Genomic DNA, 18,070 nt, shown 5'->3' with positions numbered 1-18,070 from the left:
ATCTCTGGCGCATGTCGGTGTGGTCTATTCCCATTCGAGTTCAGCAAAAGCAGCCGTTGCGTTGCGCTCATTGTAGTCGTCGAACAGGTGCCATTTGCCCCGTTCGCTTCCGGCGGCGGTTTTGACGGCCTCTCGGAGCGGCGTCCCGTCGGCGATCGCCTTGCGGATATCGCGCGCCAGAATCTCGAAATAGCGCCGTTCTCCTGCCAGCGCCTGCGGCCAGTCGGCCGGCACCGGACCATGACCCGGAACGACGCGCGCGGCGCTGATCGCGGCGAGCGCATCCATCTGGCGGAGCCAGCCAAGCAGCGATCCGTCGAGCGTCGGCAAGGAGCCCATGAACACGAGATCGCCGGCAAAGAGCGTGCTGGTCTCGGGGTCGAAGACGGTCAGGTCGTTGTCGGTGTGCGCAGCCTTCCATGCCCGCAGTTCGAGCATGCGCCCCCCGAGATCGAGTTCCAGGCGATCATCGACCAGCATCGCCGGCGAAACGATCTCGACTCCGTTCATAAGCGCTTCGCCGACCTGTTCGCGATAATTGTGCAGATAGAACGCACCACGCGCCTCGAGGGCACGCGGCAAATTGCGATGGCCAACAATGGTCGCGCCGATCTCCCGGAATGCCGCATTGCCGAAAATGTGATCGGGATGCATGTGGGTGTTGATCAGGAAGCGAACCGGTTTTGCGGTTATCTTTCCGATCGCGGCGAGCAAGGCGTGCGCCTCGGTCAGGCTGCCGCCACTGTCGATGACGGCAACCGCGTCGGTGCCGACGACGACGCCCAGATTGCAGATGGCACCGTCGTTTGTTGCGGTCATCAATTCATCCACGCCCTGAAAGGCGAAGACGCCGTCGGCGATTTGGCCAACCGAGAACCGCAGGCTGCCAGCCGCGGCCAAGGCGGCTCGTCCGAGGCAGCATGGCAGCAAGGCAGCGCTGACGGCGGTGCAGGCAAAGCCACTCATAACCCTGCGTCGTAGCCGATCAATCGACATGGGGTCCTCCGATATGCATTCGCCATCAGGGCGTTCAGGTGACGCCCGGGAACCTTTGCCGGAACGACCGCAGAAGGTCACTCATCACCTGTGAATTGCGATGTTGCCGAGGCAACCGCACGTCGAACACGCCGAGCACATGTGCTGGTCGCGGCGCGAGCACGATGATGCGATCCGACAGCATCAGCGCCTCGCGTAGATCGTGCGTTATCATCAAGGCGGTCGTGGGTCGTGCCGACCATACCGACAGAAGCAGGTGACGAAGCCGCTCGGCGGTCTGGTGGTCGAGCGAGACAAAGGGTTCGTCCAGGACAAGCATCGCCGGCTCGGTAGCGAAGGCCCTGGCAAGTGCTGCCCTGCGCGCAAGGCCGAGCGACAGTTCCGCAGGATAGAGAGAACGCATGCCGGCGAGGCCGAGAGTTTCAAAGAGCCCGTCAAGATTCTTCGTTCTCAAGCTTTTCGGCAAGGCCAACCTGACATTTTGCTCCACCGTTCGCCACGGCAGCAAGATCGGCTCCTGGAACACGGCCGCAATGCGGTTGGAGCCTCCTTGCGGCAACTGGAAGGATCCGGAAAAATCCTTGTCCAATCCAAGCAGGATACGCAGTGTCGTGGTCTTGCCGCAGCCCGACGGTCCCAGCAAGCAGGCGAACTCGCCTTGCCGGACCTCGAAGGAAAGGTCCTGAAGCGCCGTGATCGAGACGCCTTGCGCGGACCTGAAAGTCTTTTCAGCGATATCGACCCTAAGCGGGACGACGGCGCCAACGGGTTGCATGTCGTTCAACGGGTTGCACCAAAAGAAGTTCGATGACGAGCATCACCGCCACGAAAGCCAGTGTGTAGGCAAGAATGGCGGCGACGTCGAAGAGCTGGAAATAGAGATGGATTTGGAAGCCGACGCCGTTCGACCGGCCGAGCAGTTCGACGACCAGGACGATCTTCCAGATGAGGGCGATGCCGGATCGTGACGCGGCGGCAAGATAGGGTTGCAATTGCGGCAGCAGGATGTGGCGGATGCGATCGAGAGGACCGAAGCGATAGACAGTGGCCATTTCGGCGTAGCTCGGATCAAGCGCCCTGGCGCCCTCACGCATCGTCACCACGACATTCGGGATTTTGTTCACCGCCACCGCGCCGATCGCCGCCGCCTCGTTGAGGCCGAACCATATGTAGCCGAGGACGATGACCACCAGCGCCGGGATGTTGAGGAATAGAATTACCCATGGGTTGAAAAAGCGGTCGGCGCGACGATAGCTGCCGAGCAGAACGCCGATCACCGATCCTATGATCATCGCGACGATATATGCCGCGGCGACCCGGCCGAGGGTCGCGCCGAGATGATAGAAGAGGTCGCCGCTCGCAGCCTCCCTGAGGAGCACCTGCCAGACCTGTCCCGGCCCCGGGAGGGCACGGCTCCGCCAGACACTCGCCGCAAGGCTCCACAGCAGGCAAAGCCCGAGCAAGGAAACCGCCACGGTCAGCGCGGGCATCAGCGTTGTCGCCAAGCTGGATCGCCCGGACATGCTCGTCGGGGCACCTCGCGTGCCGTTGCTGGTTTCCGGTGCGGTCATTCCGTGCGGTCCTGCCAGAATGTGCCGGGCGCCATCTCGGGCGCGCTGCCGACCAGCTTCGCGCCACCGATCGCCGCCAGCACGTGATAGAGCTTGCCGGCGTCGGCCGCTTCCTCGGCGACCGCCCGCCTGGGGATGCCTTGGCGGTAGCGGTCGCGCAGTTTTTCCAGCTCTTTGCCTTCCGCGCGAATGATCGGCGCCAGGCGCAGCCACTCCTCGTCGGATCTGGCCAGCAGGTCCTTGGCTTGCGCGGAGGCCCTGACGAAGCCCCTGGCGGCCTCCGGGTTCTCGTTCGCCCATTGGTCGTGGAAGACGTAACCGAGTGCCGACACAGGTCCCAAGGCGCCGAGCTCACGCGTCGCATCGTTCACGCCCATCAATCGACGAAAGCCGTTGGCCTCGAGACGGGCGCAGAAATGCCAGAAATTCAGCACCGCATCGAGTTCGCCCTGCATGGCCTTTTCCGAAATCAGCGGTGGCGCGCCAAAGATGATGTCGCTGGTTGCCAACAGGTCGATCCCGTAGTCGCGTCTGGTCAGAGCCTGTATCAGGAGCCAGCTCTTGTCGAGCGGGCCGCCGGCGACGCCGATCTTCCTGTGCTTGAGGTCGGCGACCGTCTGGATCGGCGACCCCTCCTTCACCATGATCGCCCCCACGGCGGTCGAATAGGGGGCTAATGTGAGGTCGCCGCCTTCCGACCGTTGGCGCGAGACCCACAGCCAGTCGGAGACGATCATGTCGATCGCACCGGCCAGCAAGGCGACGTTGGTCGCGTCCTCCCCGGCGAAATCGATGATCTCCAGATCGATCCCGTTCGCCACATCGAATTTGTGTTCCGTCAACGTGTCGAGTTCCCAACTCACGGTTCCAAACTTCAGGACACCGATGCGAATCCTGGCTGCTGCAAAGGCAGGCCTGGCGGCGAGAGCAGCAACTGTGCCGAGAACCGCCAGACGCAGCGTGTTGCGCCGTGAAATCATCATGACACCTTCTCCCTGGGCTCCAGGACGTCAATCAGATCGATCGTTCCTTGCTCGGAAATGCGCATTTCCAGCGCATGACCTTGAGGGTCGGGTGTTCCTGAGACCATTTCGCGATCTCGCTGGGTGCAAGGAACATGCATTGGAGCAGAGAGCCGCGGCTCTCGAAATAGAGGTGTTCGTCTCGGCAATTGCCCGGATTGGTGCTGAGGCACACCGTTAATATGAGATCGACCATATCCATTTAGCACCTCTTGCGCTCCGGGACGCCTGTCTCGACTGGTCCGGCCCAATGAGGAGCCTGGACAAAATCGCCAGTTGCCGGATTCCCGAGGTGCCAGTGGAGAAACCGGATGTCTTGAAGCTACGCATTCGCCCGATAGCCGTCAACAAAGACGAATACCGGTACCCTGGGTACCCAAGCCTCTATACCTTTATACGATTGACTTTCACCCCACGCCAACTAGCTTTTCGATTCGCGCGGCGCCGCTTCACAAAGGGAAAGCGGATACTCCACCCCACCGCGTAAGGTGCATGCCAATGGATGAAAGATCGGCATGCGCAAAATCGTCCAGGGCACCCAGACGATCCATGAGGAAATGCCATGCGCGCAATCGCATTTTTCGCAGTCGTGTTTGCTGTGTCCTTCATCACAAGCCAATCCCAGGCACAGGATGCCGCGGCGGGTGAGAAGGTCTTCGCCAAATGCAAGGTCTGCCATGTCGCCGACCAGGACAAGAACAAGGTCGGCCCGTCGTTGAACGGCGTCATCGGCCGGACGGCTGGCACACACCCGGGGTTCAGTTACTCCCAAGCGATGGTCGCGGCAGGCAAGTCCGGCGTCAAATGGGACGAACCCACGCTGACGACTTACCTTCGCGATCCCAAGGCCATGGTCAAAGGAACGAAGATGGCGTTCGTCGGCCTCAAGCAGGACCAAGACATCGCCAACGTCATCGCCTATTTGAAGCAATTCTCTAAATAGCGGCGCCGCCGGCCGTTCGAACTTGCGTCCGGCCGGCGTTCGCCCCGATCAAGCACCGGCTTGCAGCCCCTGCATCGCCGCAGGCAGGTCGAAAAGGCTGTCGCAAACCTGGTCGGCGCCAAGCTCTTCAACCGGAAAATGGGTGTATCCGCCGCGCAGCAGAATGACGGGCATGCCGGCGGCGCGTGCGGCGCCTGCATCGGCGCCACTGTCTCCGATCAGCAGCGCGTCACAGGGGTCGACTCCAAGCTGGGCTAGCGCCAGCAGCAGGGCATCGGGCGCGGGTTTCAGGCATGTCACCGCGTCTCCGCCAATGATCGCACGGAAATATTCCGTCAGTCCGAAATGCAGCAGGATCTCGCGAGTCGCCAACTGCGGTTTGTTGGTCGCCACGCCCATGGCCATTCCCTTCGCGTAGAAGTGTGTGAGAACCTCCCTGACGCCAGGCATCAGTCTTGTCAGGCCGGTCAGATGTCGGCTGTAGATCGGTGCCATGACGCGGTTGGCCTCATCGAGCGCGTTGCCGACGAGCGGCGCTCCCGACGCCGCGAAGGCCCGCTCGACCAATTTCCTGACGCCGCCACCGATCATGGCCTTGACCTGGTCCAGGCGCAACGGCGGCAGATCGCGGCTGGCCAGCAACTCGTTGACGGCGGCCGTTATATCAGGCGCCGAATCGACCAGTGTGCCGTCGAGGTCGAACAGGATCGCCTTCGGCGGTCGAAGCGACCTACCTGCGCCGACATTCATGCAGCATCCTTCCACTTGATCGAGCAGCCGATCGAGGCGATCTGGTCGAACGGACCATCCCCGGTTCGAGCAACCTGCTTCATCGCCTCGAACAGATCGCGTCGCAGCCCGAGCGGTCCGGATTCGCGTCGCGACGCGTCCAGCCGGCCGCGATATTGCAGTCTCAGTTCGCTGTTGAACCCGAAGAAATCGGGAGTGCACACCGCTGCGTAGTCGCGCGCTACGGTCTGCGCCTCGTCGTGCAGGTAAGGGAAGCTGAAGCCGTTCGTCATGGCGAAGCGCTTCATGTGGTCGAAGGAATCGTCCGGGTAGGTGTCGGCATCGTTGGAGTTGATCGCGACGAAGCCGATGCCTTCGGCCTTGAGGTCATTGGCGTCGCGCACGATGCGAGAGATCACGGCCTTCACATAAGGGCAGTGATTGCAGATGAAGGCCACGACCAGGCCATTCGGGCCGGCGTGACCGAAGATGGAATGCGACGTGCCGTCGACGCCGGGCAAAACGGCATCGATGGCGGGCCAGCCGAAATCGCATACAGGTGGGACCGCAGCCATGTTCGTCTCCCCGACAACGGTTTACGCGGCTTTCCGGATCGCGCCATCGGCCGCCTGTCTGATGGCGCCGATATTGGCACGATAGGCTGCCTCGGTGCCTCCCTTGAATACAGCCGAACCGGCGACCAGTACGTTGGCGCCAGCCGCGGTGACCAGCGGGGCGGTTTCGGCCGTGACTCCGCCGTCGATCTCGATGTCAATCGGGCGATGGCCAACCAAAGCCTTGATCCGTCTGACTTTCTCGATGACCGCTGAAATGAAGGCCTGGCCGCCGAAGCCTGGATTGACCGTCATCAGCAGCACCAGATCGAGCCGGTCGAGCACATACTCGATGACGCTCTCCGGCGTCGACGGATTGAGCGACACCCCGGCCTTCTTGCCAAGATTCCTGATCGCCTGCAATGAGCGGTCGAGATGCGGTCCAGTCTCGGCATGCACCGTGATGATGTCGCAACCGGCATCGGCGAAGGCGGCCAGATAGGGGTCGGCCGGCGCGATCATCAGATGGCAGTCGAAGATCTTGTCCGTTCGGCCACGGATCGCCTTGATGACCGGCGGACCGAAGGTGATGTTGGGCACGAAATGCCCGTCCATCACGTCGAGATGGATCCAGTCGGCGCCCGCCTGAACGACAGCTTCGACCTCGTCGCCGAGCCGCGAGAAATCCGCGGAAAGCACGGAGGGCGCGATGATTGTCCTGGTGACCATGGTCGTCGTCTCCAATTTCTGTCTTCCGTGTCGGGTCGCCGCCCGCCAGCCGGCTTCGCCTCAGCGCGTCTTCGTCTCCGGTTCGCCTTCGAGCTTCCCTTCCGCGAATACGCGGCTGCCGCGGATATCGGATTCCTCGATGGTGATAAGGTCTGCCTTGGTCAGGGCACGGTTTCGCGATGCGAAAAGCCGGTTGGCCTGACGAAGCCGCGCCCGGTCCAGCCCATTGCGCACCGAGCGCGCGTTGGAGAAATGCGGCAGCCTCATGCGGATCGGAAGATACTCTTCGAGCGCCTGAGCGGCCGCCTCGCTGAGGCGGTAATTCTGCTCCGCCAGCATGATCTCGGCGATCGATTTCAGCTCACTGACGCCGTAGTCGGGAAAATCGAGGTGGTGGGCGATGCGCGAACGCATGCCGGGATTGCTGTCGAAGAAACGATCCATCTTGTCCTTGTAGCCGGCAAGGATCACGACCAGGTCGTCACGGTTGTTTTCCATGCATTGCAGCAGGATCTCGATCGATTCCTGGCCGTAGTCGCGTTCGTTCTCGGGCTTGTAGAGATAATAGGCCTCGTCGATGAAAAGCACGCCGCCCATGGCACGCTTGATCACGTCGCGCGTCTTGGGTGCGGTGTGGCCCACATACTGGCCGACGAGATCGTCGCGCGTCACCGCGACCAGGTGGCCTTCGCGGACATAGCCGAGTCGATGCAGGATTTCGGCCATCCTCAGCGCCACGGTGGTCTTGCCCGTGCCGGGATTTCCCGTAAAGTTCATATGCAGTGTCGGTGCGCCCGAGGTCAGTCCGAACTTGCGGCGAAGCCGGTCGACCAGGAGAAGGGCCGCGATCTCGCGGATGCGGTTCTTGATCGGCTTCAGTCCAACGAGTTCGCGGTCAAGCTTATCCATCACCTCGTCGATGCTGGACGCTTCGAACTCGGCCTGCAGATCAACCAATTCGTCCTGCGCGGCTGCGCCTTTTGCTATCGTGTCCAGCATGGCTCAGCTAGCTCCGCTCGCCCTCGGGCCTGTCGGTGGCATAAGGCACGATCGAATAGCCCTGGCTGCGGCCGTCACGCTCCTGGCGCAGCAGCCGGAACCCGGGTTCGCTGGGTGGCCGGTTGACGATGAACGACATGCGCGGCGCTTCCCATCCCTTGGTCGAATCGAAGGCGGTTACCCGGACATACATGTTCGGACAGGCTTTCCGGCAAGCGTTGACTTCAAGCAGGATGCCCGCCGGGTCTCTCAAGTCGAACATCGGGTTGCCGTACATTTCCCAGTAGGTGTTTCGCGGGTGCGGATCATCCGTGTACTCGACGCTGACGGCCCAGTGGTTCTTCAGCGCATATTTGATCTGCGCCGAAATCTGCTCATCAGTGAGATCGGGCAGGAACGAGAACTGTCCCTGCGTGACCTTGTTTCCCGGATTGGTCATCATGGCGACGGTTCCTTTCTTCTAAAAGCTGGGCGTTGCGGTTGGCACGAAGTCGGCCGTGTCGGTCGATTCATAGTTGAAGGTGACATCCTTCCAGGTCTCCAGGGCAGCCTTCAGCGGGGCGCACCATTTGGCCGCCTGTTCGAGGATTTTGGTTCCTTCGCGCAGATAATCGCGTCCCTCGTTGCGGGCCAGGATCATCGCTTCCAATGCAACGCGATTGGCCGTCGCGCCTGCCTGGATGCCGTCGGGATGGCCGATCGTGCCGCCACCGAACTGCAGGATGACGTCCTCGCCGAGATAATGGATCAACTGGTGCATCTGGCCGGCATGGATACCGCCCGAGGCGACGGGCATCACCTTGTTTAGTGAGGCCCAGTCCTGATCGAAGAACAGCCCGGTCTCGAGGTTCTGCGGCGTGCGCTCCTCGCGCAGCGTGTCATAAAACCCCTTGATCATGAGCGGGTCGCCTTCCAGCTTGCCGACCACAGTGCCGGCGTGGATATGGTCGACGCCGGCCATGCGCATCCATTTGCAGATGACGCGAAAATTCATGCCGTGGTTCTTCTGGCGCGAATAGGTTGAGTTGCCGGCGCGGTGCAGGTGCAGGATCATGTCGTTGCGGCGTGCCCACTTGGCCATCGACTGGATCGCCGTGTAGCCGATGACGAGGTCGATCATGATGATGCAGGAGCCAAGCTGTTTGGCGAATTCGGCGCGCTCGTACATCTCCTCCATCGTGCCGGCGGTGACGTTGAGATAATGGCCCTTGACCTCGCCGGTGGCAGCTGAAGCCTTGTTCACCGCCTCCATGCAGTAGAGGAAGCGGTCGCGCCAGTGCATGAAGGGTTGCGAGTTGATGTTCTCGTCGTCCTTGACGAAGTCGAGGCCACCCTTCAGCGCCTCGTAAACGACGCGGCCATAGTTGCGGCCTGACAGCCCCAGCTTCGGCTTCGTCGTCGCGCCGAGCAGCGGACGGCCAAACTTGTCGAGCCGCTCACGCTCCACCACGATGCCGGTTGCGGGTCCCTGGAAAGTTTTGAGATACGCGACCGGGATACGCATGTCTTCCAGTCGCAGCGCCTTGACCGCCTTGAAGCCGAACACGTTGCCGATGATCGATGCGGTCAGGTTGGCGATCGAGCCCGGCTCGAACAGGTCGAGGTCGTAGGCAATGTAGGCGAAGTACTGTTGCTCGGTCTTGGTGCCGGGACCGGTGTTTGGAACCGGCTCGGATCTGAACGCCTTGGCGCGGTAGAGCTCGCAGGCTGTCAGCCTGTCGGTCCACACCACGGTCCAAGTCGCGGTTGAGGATTCACCGGCGATGGCGGCCGCTGCCTCCTCGTGGTCGACGCCGGGTTGCGGCGTGATCCGGAACATCGCGATCAGATCGGTCTCCTTGGGCCTGTAGTCCGGCTCCCAGTAGCCCATCTTCTTGTAAGGGATGACCCCCGACTTGTAGCGTTCCTTGCCTTCCTTGAGCGTACCCGCTGGCAGCATATCGATCTTGTTCATGACAGGTCTCCTGTTTGTTGCTCAGGCGGCTTTCGCGGTTGCGATATGGGGCGCGAGTTTTCCCGCGGCATAACGTTTGGCCATCTCGTCCATGGCGATGACCTTGATCTTCGAGGCGTTGGACGCCGTGCCGAAACGCTCGAAGCGGTCTCGGCAAAGATCGTGCAAGGCGTCCATGGCGGGCTTCAGGAATTTTCGGGGATCGAACTCGCGCGGATTCTCCGTCGCGACGCGGCGGAACTGCCCGGCCATGGCCATGCGGCAATCGGTGTCGATGTTGACCTTGCGCACGCCGTAGCGGATGCCGCGCTCGATCTCCTCCACCGGGACGCCAAAGGTCTGGGGCATCTCGCCGCCATATTTGTTGATGATGTCCTGCAGTTCCTGTGGCACGGAGGAAGAGCCATGCATGACCAGATGCGTGTTGGGCAGCTTCTCGTGGATCGCCTCGATCACCTGCATGGCCAGTATGTCGCCGTCCGGCTTGCGGGTGAATTTGTAAGCGCCGTGCGAGGTGCCGCAGGCGATCGCCAGCGCGTCCACCTGGGTTGCGGCCACGAAGTCGACCGCCTGATCGGGATCGGTCAAGAGTTGGTCGTGGGAGAGCGCGCCCTCGGCGCCGTGGCCATCCTCGGCCTCGCCCTGGCCGGTTTCCAGCGATCCGAGCACGCCCAGTTCGCCTTCGACGGAAGCCCCGACCAAATGCGCCATGCGTGTGACTCGTTCGGTTACGGCGACGTTGTAGGCATAGCTTGCCGGCGTCTTGGCATCTGCCATCAGGGATCCGTCCATCATCACCGAGGTGAAGCCGTGGCGGATCGCGGAAAGGCAGGTGGCCTCGTCGTTGCCGTGGTCCTGATGGATGCACAGCGGAATGGTCGGATGCATTTCAGTCAATGCCTCCATCATTTTGGCCAGCATGACGTCGTTGGCGTAGGACCGGGCCCCACGTGAGGCCTGGATGATGACAGGCGCGTCGCAGGCTTTGGCCGCTTCCATGATTGCGAGGCCCTGTTCCATGTTGTTGATGTTGAATGCAGGGACGCCGTAGCCGTGCTCGGCGGCATGGTCGAGAAGCTGGCGAAGGGTGATGCGGGCCATTGTGGGTCCTCCTAGATGATGAGCTTCAGCGCCGCCGCAGCAACCGCTTCGGACGTTATGTTGAAATGCCGGTACAGATCGGGGGCAGGGGCGCTGGCGCCGAAACCGGCCATGCCGACGACAGCGCCCGTCTCGCCGACCCAGCGGTCCCAGCCCAGCCGGGCCGCCGCTTCGACCGCGACGCGCGGCGCGGAGCCGAGAACGGCCTTGCGGGTGGCGCTTTCCTGCTCCTCGAAAAGCTCCCAGCATGGCATCGAGACGACCGCGGCGGCGACGCCATGCTCGGTCTCCAGCCTTTCGGCGGCGGCAACCGCGATCTCGACCTCCGAGCCGGTTGCGATCAGGGTGACGGCGCGGTGCCTGGCTGGCTCGCGCAGGATGTATGCGCCCTGGCTGGAGCGGTTCGCGTCGCTGTGCGCCTCACGCAGCATCGGCAGGTTCTGGCGCGACAGCACCAGCACGCTCGGCCGATCCCTGCTCTTCAGCGCAAGTTCCCAGCATTCCGCCGTTTCGATGATATCCGCTGGGCGAAAGACATTGAGGTTCGGCGTGGCACGCAGCATCGCCAGGTGCTCGACCGGCTGATGCGTCGGGCCATCCTCGCCGAGGCCGATGGAATCATGCGTCATCACGTAGATGACGCGCTGGCCCATGAGCGATGAGAGCCGTATCGCACCACGCGCATAGTCCGCGAAGCAGAGGAACGTACCGCCATAGGGCACGAAGCCTCCATGCAGTGCGATGCCGTTCATGGCGGCGGCCATGCCGTGTTCACGAATGCCGTAGTGAATATAGCGGCCGGCATAGTCGCTCGGCGCAATGCGGTTCATGCCCTTGGTGATCGTCAGATTCGAGTGCGTCAGATCGGCCGAGCCGCCGACGGTCAATTCCGTGGCGCCGTTGATGACCTCCAGCGCCATTTCGGAAGCTTTTCGCGTTGCCACCTTGGTTGCCTTCTCGACATGCCCTCGCCGAAAGGCATCGAGCGCTTCGAAGACCGCGTCGGGCAGTCTGGCGGCGACCGCGTTCTCGAAGGCCCCTCGCTGCGGCGAGGCGGCAAGCCGCTGCTCCCAGGCGCCCCGCATCGCTTCGCCGCGGCCGGCAATTTCGCGCCAGGCGAAAAGCACGTCGTCAGGCACCTCGAACGGCGCGAAGGTCCAGCCAATGTTCTCGCGGGTCGCGGCGATCTCTGCTTCGCCCAGCGGCGCGCCATGCGTCTTCTCCGAACCGCCGAGATTGGGGGAACCCTTGCCAATTACAGTGCGGCAGGCAATCAGCGACGGTCGATCCGACTGCCGCGCCGCCTCGATAGCCGCGGCGACAGCTTCCATGTCGTGGCCGGAGACCGTTTGGACATCCCAGCCGGCGGCTTTGAAGCGCGCCGGCTGGTCCATCGACGTGGACAGGGAGGTTGGCCCGTCAATGGAGATCGCATTGTCGTCCCAGAACACGATCAGGCGGGAAAGCTTCAGGTGGCCGGCGAGGTCGATCGCCTCGTGGCTGATGCCTTCCTGCAGGCAGCCATCGCCTGCAATCACATAGGTATGATGGTTGACCAGATCGGCACCGTAGCGGGCAGCAAGCATGCGCTCCGCCAGCGCCATTCCGACCGCCGTGGAAATGCCTTGTCCGAGCGGGCCGGTGGTGGTCTCGACACCAAGCGCGTGGCCATATTCGGGATGTCCGGCCGTGCGGCTGCCCAGTTGCCGAAACCGCTGCAACTCCTCGATCTGCATGTCTTCATAGCCGAGCAGGTAGTGCAGCGCGTATTGCAGCATCGAGCCATGGCCGGCTGAAAGTACGAAACGGTCACGGTCGGGCCAGCCCGGCCTGGAAGGATCGATATTAATGAAGCGGTTGAACAGCACCGTTGCGACATCGGCCATGCCCATCGGCATGCCGGGGTGTCCCGAATTCGCTTTTTGGACGCTGTCTATCGCCAGCACGCGAATGGCGTTCGCCATGTCGAGCTCCGAGACGACGGCGGCGGCGGCGGCAGGCTTTAGTGCTGTTTGGCTGGTCATGGCGTCCTCCTCACGACACACGGCTCTTGCGTTCGATCAATTGCAGGATGAGCGGCGTCAGGATCAGCTGCATGGCAAGGTCGAGCTTGTTGCCTGGCACCACGATGGAATTTGGCCGCGACATGAACGAGTCGTGGATCATCGACAGCAGATAGGGAAAATCGATGCCGCGCGGATTGGCGAAGCGGATAACCAGCATCGATTCGTCAGGCGTCGGAATCCAGCGCGCGATGAAGGGGTTGGACGTATCGACGATCGGCACGCGCTGGAAATTGATGGCGGTCTGCGAGAATTGCGGGACAATGTAGCGGACATAGTCGGGCATCCGGCGCAGGATCACGTCCATCACCGCCTCGGTGGAATAGCCGCGTGTCGAACGGTCGCGATGGATCTTCTGGATCCATTCGAGATTGATGACCGGCACGACGCCGATCTTGAGATCCGCATGCTTCGCCAAATTGATCGTGTCGGTGACGACACAGCCGTGCAGCCCCTCGTAGAAGAGCAGGTCGCTGGGACCGAACTCGCGCCATTCGGTAAAGCTTCCCGGTGGCGTGCCGTACTGCTTTTCCTCTTCCTCGTCATGGATGTAGGTGCGGGTTCTTCCGGATCCCCGGCGGCCGTATTCCGCGAACACCTCTTCGAGAATCCCGAGTTCGTTGGCCGCGGCATGGAAGTGGGTGAAGTTCGGATTGCCGGCCTTCTCCTCTTCGGCCACCTTTGCCTTCATCGCGGCGCGGTCGTAGCGGTGGAATGCGTCGCCTTCGATGAACGCGGCCTCGATGTTCTCGCGCCGGAAGATCAGCTCGAAGATACGCTTGACCGAAGTGGTGCCGGCGCCCGACGAGCCGGTGATGGTGATGATGGGGTGCTTGGCTGACATGGTGCTGCTCAGGCTCTGAAGAGGCCACGGCGGCTGAACAGCGGCGCTCGTTCGCCGATGTTGCTCGGCTCGGTGTGGTAGCGGGTGACGCGCGCGACCTCCCGCGCCGACCCGAAGACCATCGGCACGCGCTGGTGCAGGCTGTCGGGTTCGATGTCCAGGATGCGGTTGATCGTATCGGTGGCCGCACCGGCAGCCTGTTCTATGAGATAGGCAATCGGGTTGGCCTCGTAGACCAGGCGCAGCCGTCCCTGACCGTAGCCCTTGCGCCGGTCGCCGGGGTAGAGAAACACGCCGCCGCGCATCAATATGCGGTAGCAGTCGGCGACCAGGGAGGCGATCCAGCGCATGTTGAAATCCTTCTCTCGCGGTCCTTCGGTGCCCTCCAGGCAGTCGTCGACATAGAGCCGCACGGCCTCGTCCCAGTGCCGGTAGTTGGCGGCGTTGATGGCGAACTCCTGGGTGCGTTGCGGAATGATCCGGCTCTCGTATGCCTGGACGAAGGTGCCGAGCCTGGCCGACAGGACGAAGATATGCGTACCGCTGCCGAGCGACAGGACGAGCGCCAACTGCGGCCCATAGATGAAGAAACCGGCGCCTAGCTGATTCACGCCCGCCTGCAAAAAAGAGGCGGCCGGATCGGCATCCGGCGCGCCAGTTGCGGGCAGGAGCGAGAAGATCGTTCCGATCGACACGTTGGTGTCGATGTTGGAAGAGCCGTCGAGCGGGTCGATGGCAATGGCGAGTGGTGCTTGCCTGTCGAGTAGGACCGGCTGCTCCAGCTCCTCGGAAGCGTAGAGCGCGACCGGAGCGTGGCGCATGGCGTCGAGGAAGATGTCGTCGGAGAAGACGTCGAGATCCTTCTGGACATCGCCGTCGGCGTTGGCGCCACGGGTCCCGGCAAAGGCGGCGCCGAGCACACCTTGATTGATGGTATTGCGGATCTTGCTGGCGGCCTGTGTCAGCTGACGGACAGTCGTTACGACCGCGGAGCGAAGTTCGTCCGGCTGGCCGAGATAGGAGTTCAGAAAAGCGTCGAGCGTTGCCGCTGGCATCGTAACCTCCCGATCCAGCCGCGTCTCCTCGGATCGGCTGGATCGGGGGAATGAAAACAAACGACACTTGATAAGTAAAATTCAATAACTTTACGTTGGTACTAAAAATAATTTAGCATGAGACATGAGAAACCTCACGCTCAAGCATTTCAAGACCATCCAGGCCATCATCAGGCACGGAAAAATTGTGAGTGCGGCCAAGGCGTTAGGTCTGTCTCCTTCAGCACTGACAATTCAGTTGCGGCAAATGGAGGAAGAATTCCAACTGGCTCTGTTCGACCGGACGTCGGACGGCATGCGTCCCACTGCCGCAGGTTTGGCCGTCGTTGAGGCAGCGCAAGCTATCGAGGAGCATCTCGGTCTGCTCGAAGACAAGATCGACGCCATCAAGGGCGTTCGTACGGGTAGCTTGAGGCTCGGCGTCGTTTCCACCGCCAAGTATTTCGCGCCGCGGTTGATGGCTGCGTTCATGAAGGAACATCCCGACATCGACATGCGGCTTGCCATCGGCAATCGTGCCCAGACAATCGACAACCTCAAGAATCACGACATCGACATCGCGCTGATGGGGCGCCCGGCGAAAGAGGTACCGGTGCGTGCTTCGGTCTTCGGCGACCACCCGCTGGTCATCATCGCGCCGCCCGAACACCCGCTGGCGGCGGCGCGCGATATCTCCAAAGAGCGCATTGCCGAGGAGCATTTCCTTATTCGCGAGCCCGGCTCCGGAACCCGCATCTCGCTGGAAATATTCCTGAGCGACGTGCCTGGCCGCATCGACGAACTCGGTGTCGAGATGGGCTCGAACGAAACGATCAAGCAGGCGGTGATGGCTGGTCTGGGCATCGCCTTCATTTCTGCCCACACCATCGCCGCGGAAACGGAAGCTGGCCGGCTCGTCATCCTCGACGTTGTCGGCATGCCGATCCGCCGACAATGGTTCTCGGTGATACGAACCGATCACGCAATCTCGCCGGCCATGGCTACGTTCAACGATTTCCTGATGCGCAAGGGCGCGATGTATCTGCCCCTGTTCGGTAAGCTTTATCCCGATTCCTGAGCGGGATGACCGACGGATGGCGTTCGGAATCGACCGGAGCGAGACGCCGGACGTGTCGCCTGCCAAGAGACGTGAAATCCGTCGCAAGGTCGACTGAAGGTCTATTTCTTCCGACCGAGCGTTTCCGAGACGGTCCTGGACAATTGATAGAGCCGCTGCTCGATTATCGTCGGCACGTCGCAGACATAGGTCAGCGACTGGACACGTTCGTTGAAAATGCGCGTCGCGAAATTCAACTGGTCGGTTCGCCGTTCGACTTCGTCCGGATCGGCGTCGGCTTTGGCACGTAGGGCGTCGACGTCGGATGCTTCCTTGCGCAATTCAGCCGCCATTTCGAGCTGTTTGTGGGCATAGCGGGAAATGCCGGAAATCACGTGCGAACGCTCGGCGTCCATGTGATCGAACATTCCCTGCACCAGCATCGCCATCTTTGGTGCGACCTGCTCCGCCGGCAGAGAAGCCACGAAGTCCTTGATCTCCTTCTGGGCTTCGGCAATCGGCGTCCGTCGGGCCGCCACCGCCTCGACCAGCGCGGAGACGCCCGAATCCTTCGACCAATCCTTCGCCGCCGGGGGAAGCTCCGGCCCATTCCAGATCTGGCCGAGCGAGAGCTGCGGCACCTTGCGCTGCATGCAAGGCCAGTCGGGATCGGTGTTTGCCGCCCTGGCGTCCATCGGGACAAGCATGGCGACCAGAACCAGGGTGTGCACAAGTCTCATTCGCGCCATCAGCCGTTTCCTCCCGTGTCCTGTTTGCGGGTCATCAGGCCGCGCGAAGGATCGTACGCAATGATGGCGCCGCCCAGAAACAACAGCGTGCAACCGGCGACGACGCCCAGCGACAGCCAGTCGATCTGCCCATAGAAGGCGAAGCGGATCAGTTCGACGGCATAGGTGAACGGATTGGCGAGGCAGATCTTGTAGAGCAGGGGGCTTGCCTCCTGGATACGCCACAAAGGATACAGCGCCGGAGACGCGAAATAGCCTGGAAAGATAACGAAGTTCATGATGCCGGCGAAGTTTTCGAGTTGCTTGATCATGGACGACAAAAGCATGCCGAGCGCGCAAAGCATCATGCCCGACAGAAACAGTGCCGGCAGCACGTAGAGATAGCCGAGCGGCGGCGCCCTGACGCCCCACAACCAGGCGACGATCAGAAATGCGTAGACTTGCACGATCGATACGGCCACGCCGGCCAACATCTTCGACACCAGCAGGAACCAGCGCGGAAATGGGCTGACCAGCAGGATGCGCATGTTGCCCATCTCGCGGTCGTAGACCATCGACAGTGAAGACTGCATGCCGGAAAACAGCAGGATCATGCCGCACAGACCCGGAGTGATGTAGACCTCGTAGAGCACATAGGTCTTGTAAGGAGGGATGATCGACACGCCGAGCACCTGGCGGAAGCCGGCGGCGAAGATGAACAGCCAGACGAGCGGCCGCACCAGTGAGGAAATGAACCGTTCGCGTTGGTGCAGGAAGCGCAGGCACTCGCGCAGGACGATGCCTTTCAGGCAAATGAGATAGTGGCGGAGGCCGAATGGTTCAGACCCTACCGGTTTGATGCCGACAACTTTTCCGGGCATCGCAGGAGCGCTCATGACGATGTCTCCGCCATGCCTGCCGCGTCGATGCGGCTGAGCTTCGAAAAGGCATCGCGAATGGAATTTCCTCCATTTGCCTGGACGACATCCGACACCTTGCCCCTGGCGACCAGGTCACCCCGCCGCAGCACGACGACATGATCGGTATCGTCGACTTCATCGATCAGATGCGTGGCCCAGAGCACGCCGATACCATCGGTTTCGACGAGCTTGCGGATGGTGGCGAGGATGCCAGCACGCGACTCGATGTCGAGGCCGACGGTCGCTTCGTCAAGCAGGAGCAGGGAAGGTCGGTGAAGCAGCGCCCGGGCGATCTCGATGCGCCGCATCTGACCGCCGGAGAGGCTGCGTGCCTTGTCATGCTGGCGGCCCTGCATGTCGACTGTGTCAAGCAGCGCGGCGATGCGCTGCCGGGCTTCGCGTCCGCCAATGCCATGCAGCGAGGCATGGTAGGAAAGATTCTGATAGACGCTGAGATCGAGGTCGAGCGTGCGCGCCTGGAACACGATGCCGACCCGTCTGAGAGCTTCGCCCGAAGCGCTGCGGATGTCGTGGCCGAAGATGCGGATCGACCCGTGACGCGTGTCATAGAGGTGGCTGATCAGGGAGAACAGCGTTGTCTTGCCGGCCCCGTTGAGGCCGAGCAGGACGGTGAACGTCGCCGGCAAGATCGAGAACGAGACCTCGTTGAGTGCCCGCTTCGGTCCATAGGAGTGGCTGACGGCACTGACGTCGAGCGCCGCCGCCTCGTCTCCCGGTCCGCTTGTCCTCACATGCTGCATGCCCGGATCGCTCCTTCAGGACGCGTTGGCAGGACGCACTGCTATCTAGAGCGCCTGATTTCCTT

The 18,070-nt window shown here is 61.9% G+C and carries 20 protein-coding genes; 2 read left to right on the top strand and 18 right to left on the bottom strand.

Going from position 1 to position 18,070, the window contains the following annotated elements:
• Positions 1-24: 24 nt before the first annotated feature.
• From FJ972_RS24960 to FJ972_RS24940, 5 genes are all read right to left on the bottom strand, one after another.
• Positions 25-996, bottom strand: coding sequence for a quinoprotein relay system zinc metallohydrolase 2 (locus tag FJ972_RS24960; RefSeq protein ID WP_140524716.1), 972 nt, complete (start codon positions 994-996; stop codon positions 25-27).
• Positions 997-1,030: 34 nt separating this feature from the next.
• Positions 1,031-1,771 (bottom strand): ABC transporter ATP-binding protein, encoded by a 741-nt coding sequence (locus FJ972_RS24955; protein WP_140498534.1) that lies wholly within the window; start codon positions 1,769-1,771, stop codon positions 1,031-1,033.
• Positions 1,740-2,486, bottom strand: a complete 747-nt coding sequence (locus tag FJ972_RS24950; protein WP_224519073.1) for an ABC transporter permease — start codon at positions 2,484-2,486, stop codon at positions 1,740-1,742. The genes FJ972_RS24955 and FJ972_RS24950 overlap by 32 nt, the downstream gene beginning before the upstream one ends.
• A gap of 77 nt (positions 2,487-2,563) precedes the next feature.
• Entirely contained in the window at positions 2,564-3,550 is a 987-nt protein-coding gene (locus FJ972_RS24945) for an ABC transporter substrate-binding protein (RefSeq protein ID WP_140524715.1), read from the bottom strand.
• A 31-nt stretch (positions 3,551-3,581) separates the two neighbouring features.
• Positions 3,582-3,791: a hypothetical protein gene (locus tag FJ972_RS24940; RefSeq protein WP_140524714.1), complete on the bottom strand. Its 210-nt coding sequence runs from the start codon at positions 3,789-3,791 to the stop codon at positions 3,582-3,584.
• 360 nt (positions 3,792-4,151) lie between these two features.
• Here FJ972_RS24940 and FJ972_RS24935 point away from each other — a divergent pair, with 360 nt between their 5' ends.
• A complete protein-coding gene (locus FJ972_RS24935) occupies positions 4,152-4,532 on the top strand; it encodes a c-type cytochrome (RefSeq protein ID WP_140498230.1) in 381 nt (126 codons plus the stop codon).
• A gap of 48 nt (positions 4,533-4,580) precedes the next feature.
• Here the strand turns inward: FJ972_RS24935 and gph are convergent, their stop codons facing one another.
• From gph to FJ972_RS24885, 10 genes are read right to left on the bottom strand one after another with little or no spacing between them, the layout of a single operon-like run.
• A complete protein-coding gene (gene gph, locus FJ972_RS24930) occupies positions 4,581-5,282 on the bottom strand; it encodes a phosphoglycolate phosphatase (RefSeq protein WP_140524713.1) in 702 nt (233 codons plus the stop codon).
• Positions 5,279-5,836: a thioredoxin family protein gene (locus FJ972_RS24925; RefSeq protein ID WP_140524712.1), complete on the bottom strand. Its 558-nt coding sequence runs from the start codon at positions 5,834-5,836 to the stop codon at positions 5,279-5,281. The genes gph and FJ972_RS24925 overlap by 4 nt, the downstream gene beginning before the upstream one ends.
• Before the next feature lie 21 nt (positions 5,837-5,857).
• A complete protein-coding gene (gene rpe, locus FJ972_RS24920) occupies positions 5,858-6,544 on the bottom strand; it encodes a ribulose-phosphate 3-epimerase (RefSeq protein WP_140524711.1) in 687 nt (228 codons plus the stop codon).
• 60 nt (positions 6,545-6,604) lie between these two features.
• The gene (cbbX, locus tag FJ972_RS24915; protein WP_140524710.1) at positions 6,605-7,543 is read right to left on the bottom strand and encodes a CbbX protein; all 939 of its coding nucleotides are present in this window, start codon (positions 7,541-7,543) and stop codon (positions 6,605-6,607) included.
• Positions 7,544-7,550: 7 nt separating this feature from the next.
• Entirely contained in the window at positions 7,551-7,985 is a 435-nt protein-coding gene (locus FJ972_RS24910) for a ribulose bisphosphate carboxylase small subunit (RefSeq protein ID WP_140498220.1), read from the bottom strand.
• Between the two features lie 18 nt (positions 7,986-8,003).
• Positions 8,004-9,497, bottom strand: coding sequence for a ribulose-bisphosphate carboxylase large subunit (locus FJ972_RS24905; RefSeq protein ID WP_140524709.1), 1,494 nt, complete (start codon positions 9,495-9,497; stop codon positions 8,004-8,006).
• A 21-nt stretch (positions 9,498-9,518) separates the two neighbouring features.
• A complete protein-coding gene (fba, locus tag FJ972_RS24900) occupies positions 9,519-10,598 on the bottom strand; it encodes a class II fructose-bisphosphate aldolase (RefSeq protein WP_140524708.1) in 1,080 nt (359 codons plus the stop codon).
• 11 nt (positions 10,599-10,609) lie between these two features.
• A complete protein-coding gene (tkt, locus tag FJ972_RS24895; protein WP_140524707.1) occupies positions 10,610-12,622 on the bottom strand; it encodes a transketolase in 2,013 nt (670 codons plus the stop codon).
• Positions 12,623-12,632: 10 nt separating this feature from the next.
• Positions 12,633-13,505 carry a phosphoribulokinase gene (locus FJ972_RS24890; protein WP_140498210.1) on the bottom strand — a complete coding sequence of 291 codons (873 nt, stop codon included), beginning with the start codon at positions 13,503-13,505 and terminating at the stop codon, positions 12,633-12,635.
• 8 nt (positions 13,506-13,513) lie between these two features.
• Complete coding sequence (locus FJ972_RS24885) at positions 13,514-14,560, bottom strand: class 1 fructose-bisphosphatase (RefSeq protein ID WP_140515144.1); 1,047 nt, start codon at positions 14,558-14,560, stop codon at positions 13,514-13,516.
• Positions 14,561-14,684: 124 nt separating this feature from the next.
• Between FJ972_RS24885 and FJ972_RS24880 the strand changes: the two genes are divergently transcribed.
• Positions 14,685-15,617, top strand: a complete 933-nt coding sequence (locus FJ972_RS24880; protein ID WP_140498205.1) for a LysR family transcriptional regulator — start codon at positions 14,685-14,687, stop codon at positions 15,615-15,617.
• A gap of 101 nt (positions 15,618-15,718) precedes the next feature.
• On the opposite strand, the gene FJ972_RS24875 is transcribed toward FJ972_RS24880, so the two are convergent.
• Genes FJ972_RS24875 through FJ972_RS24865 form a run of 3 tightly spaced genes read right to left on the bottom strand, consistent with a single transcriptional unit; the run spans position 15,719 to position 18,005 of the window.
• A complete protein-coding gene (locus tag FJ972_RS24875; RefSeq protein WP_140524706.1) occupies positions 15,719-16,345 on the bottom strand; it encodes a hypothetical protein in 627 nt (208 codons plus the stop codon).
• Positions 16,345-17,220: an ABC transporter permease gene (locus FJ972_RS24870; RefSeq protein ID WP_140498201.1), complete on the bottom strand. Its 876-nt coding sequence runs from the start codon at positions 17,218-17,220 to the stop codon at positions 16,345-16,347. The genes FJ972_RS24875 and FJ972_RS24870 overlap by 1 nt, the downstream gene beginning before the upstream one ends.
• On the bottom strand, positions 17,217-18,005 hold the full coding sequence (locus FJ972_RS24865) for an ATP-binding cassette domain-containing protein (RefSeq protein WP_140515148.1): 789 nt from the start codon (positions 18,003-18,005) through the stop codon (positions 17,217-17,219). Before FJ972_RS24865 ends, FJ972_RS24870 begins: the two co-directional genes overlap by 4 nt.
• Between the last annotated feature and the right edge of the window lie 65 nt (positions 18,006-18,070).

Origin of the sequence: Mesorhizobium sp. B2-1-1 (genome assembly GCF_006442975.2) — a bacterium.
GTDB lineage: Bacteria > Pseudomonadota > Alphaproteobacteria > Rhizobiales > Rhizobiaceae > Mesorhizobium.
The sequence above is the reverse complement of the archived record's forward strand: the minus strand, read 5'-3'. Positions and strand labels throughout refer to the sequence as shown.

Coding starts and splice junctions, on each gene's coding strand:
- fba (WP_140524708.1), bottom strand. CDS start 10,598: ATGGCCCGCATCACCCTTCGCCAGCTTCTCGACCATGCCGCCGAGCAC.
- FJ972_RS24940 (WP_140524714.1), bottom strand. CDS start 3,791: ATGGATATGGTCGATCTCATATTAACGGTGTGCCTCAGCACCAATCCG.
- FJ972_RS24935 (WP_140498230.1), top strand. CDS start 4,152: ATGCGCGCAATCGCATTTTTCGCAGTCGTGTTTGCTGTGTCCTTCATC.
- FJ972_RS24875 (WP_140524706.1), bottom strand. CDS start 16,345: ATGGCGCGAATGAGACTTGTGCACACCCTGGTTCTGGTCGCCATGCTT.
- FJ972_RS24910 (WP_140498220.1), bottom strand. CDS start 7,985: ATGATGACCAATCCGGGAAACAAGGTCACGCAGGGACAGTTCTCGTTC.
- FJ972_RS24905 (WP_140524709.1), bottom strand. CDS start 9,497: ATGAACAAGATCGATATGCTGCCAGCGGGTACGCTCAAGGAAGGCAAG.
- FJ972_RS24885 (WP_140515144.1), bottom strand. CDS start 14,560: ATGCCAGCGGCAACGCTCGACGCTTTTCTGAACTCCTATCTCGGCCAG.
- FJ972_RS24890 (WP_140498210.1), bottom strand. CDS start 13,505: ATGTCAGCCAAGCACCCCATCATCACCATCACCGGCTCGTCGGGCGCC.
- FJ972_RS24865 (WP_140515148.1), bottom strand. CDS start 18,005: ATGCAGCATGTGAGGACAAGCGGACCGGGAGACGAGGCGGCGGCGCTC.
- FJ972_RS24880 (WP_140498205.1), top strand. CDS start 14,685: ATGAGAAACCTCACGCTCAAGCATTTCAAGACCATCCAGGCCATCATC.
- FJ972_RS24950 (WP_224519073.1), bottom strand. CDS start 2,486: ATGCCCGCGCTGACCGTGGCGGTTTCCTTGCTCGGGCTTTGCCTGCTG.
- gph (WP_140524713.1), bottom strand. CDS start 5,282: ATGAATGTCGGCGCAGGTAGGTCGCTTCGACCGCCGAAGGCGATCCTG.
- FJ972_RS24955 (WP_140498534.1), bottom strand. CDS start 1,771: ATGCAACCCGTTGGCGCCGTCGTCCCGCTTAGGGTCGATATCGCTGAA.
- FJ972_RS24960 (WP_140524716.1), bottom strand. CDS start 996: ATGTCGATTGATCGGCTACGACGCAGGGTTATGAGTGGCTTTGCCTGC.
- cbbX (WP_140524710.1), bottom strand. CDS start 7,543: ATGCTGGACACGATAGCAAAAGGCGCAGCCGCGCAGGACGAATTGGTT.
- FJ972_RS24945 (WP_140524715.1), bottom strand. CDS start 3,550: ATGATGATTTCACGGCGCAACACGCTGCGTCTGGCGGTTCTCGGCACA.
- rpe (WP_140524711.1), bottom strand. CDS start 6,544: ATGGTCACCAGGACAATCATCGCGCCCTCCGTGCTTTCCGCGGATTTC.
- tkt (WP_140524707.1), bottom strand. CDS start 12,622: ATGACCAGCCAAACAGCACTAAAGCCTGCCGCCGCCGCCGCCGTCGTC.
- FJ972_RS24925 (WP_140524712.1), bottom strand. CDS start 5,836: ATGGCTGCGGTCCCACCTGTATGCGATTTCGGCTGGCCCGCCATCGAT.
- FJ972_RS24870 (WP_140498201.1), bottom strand. CDS start 17,220: ATGAGCGCTCCTGCGATGCCCGGAAAAGTTGTCGGCATCAAACCGGTA.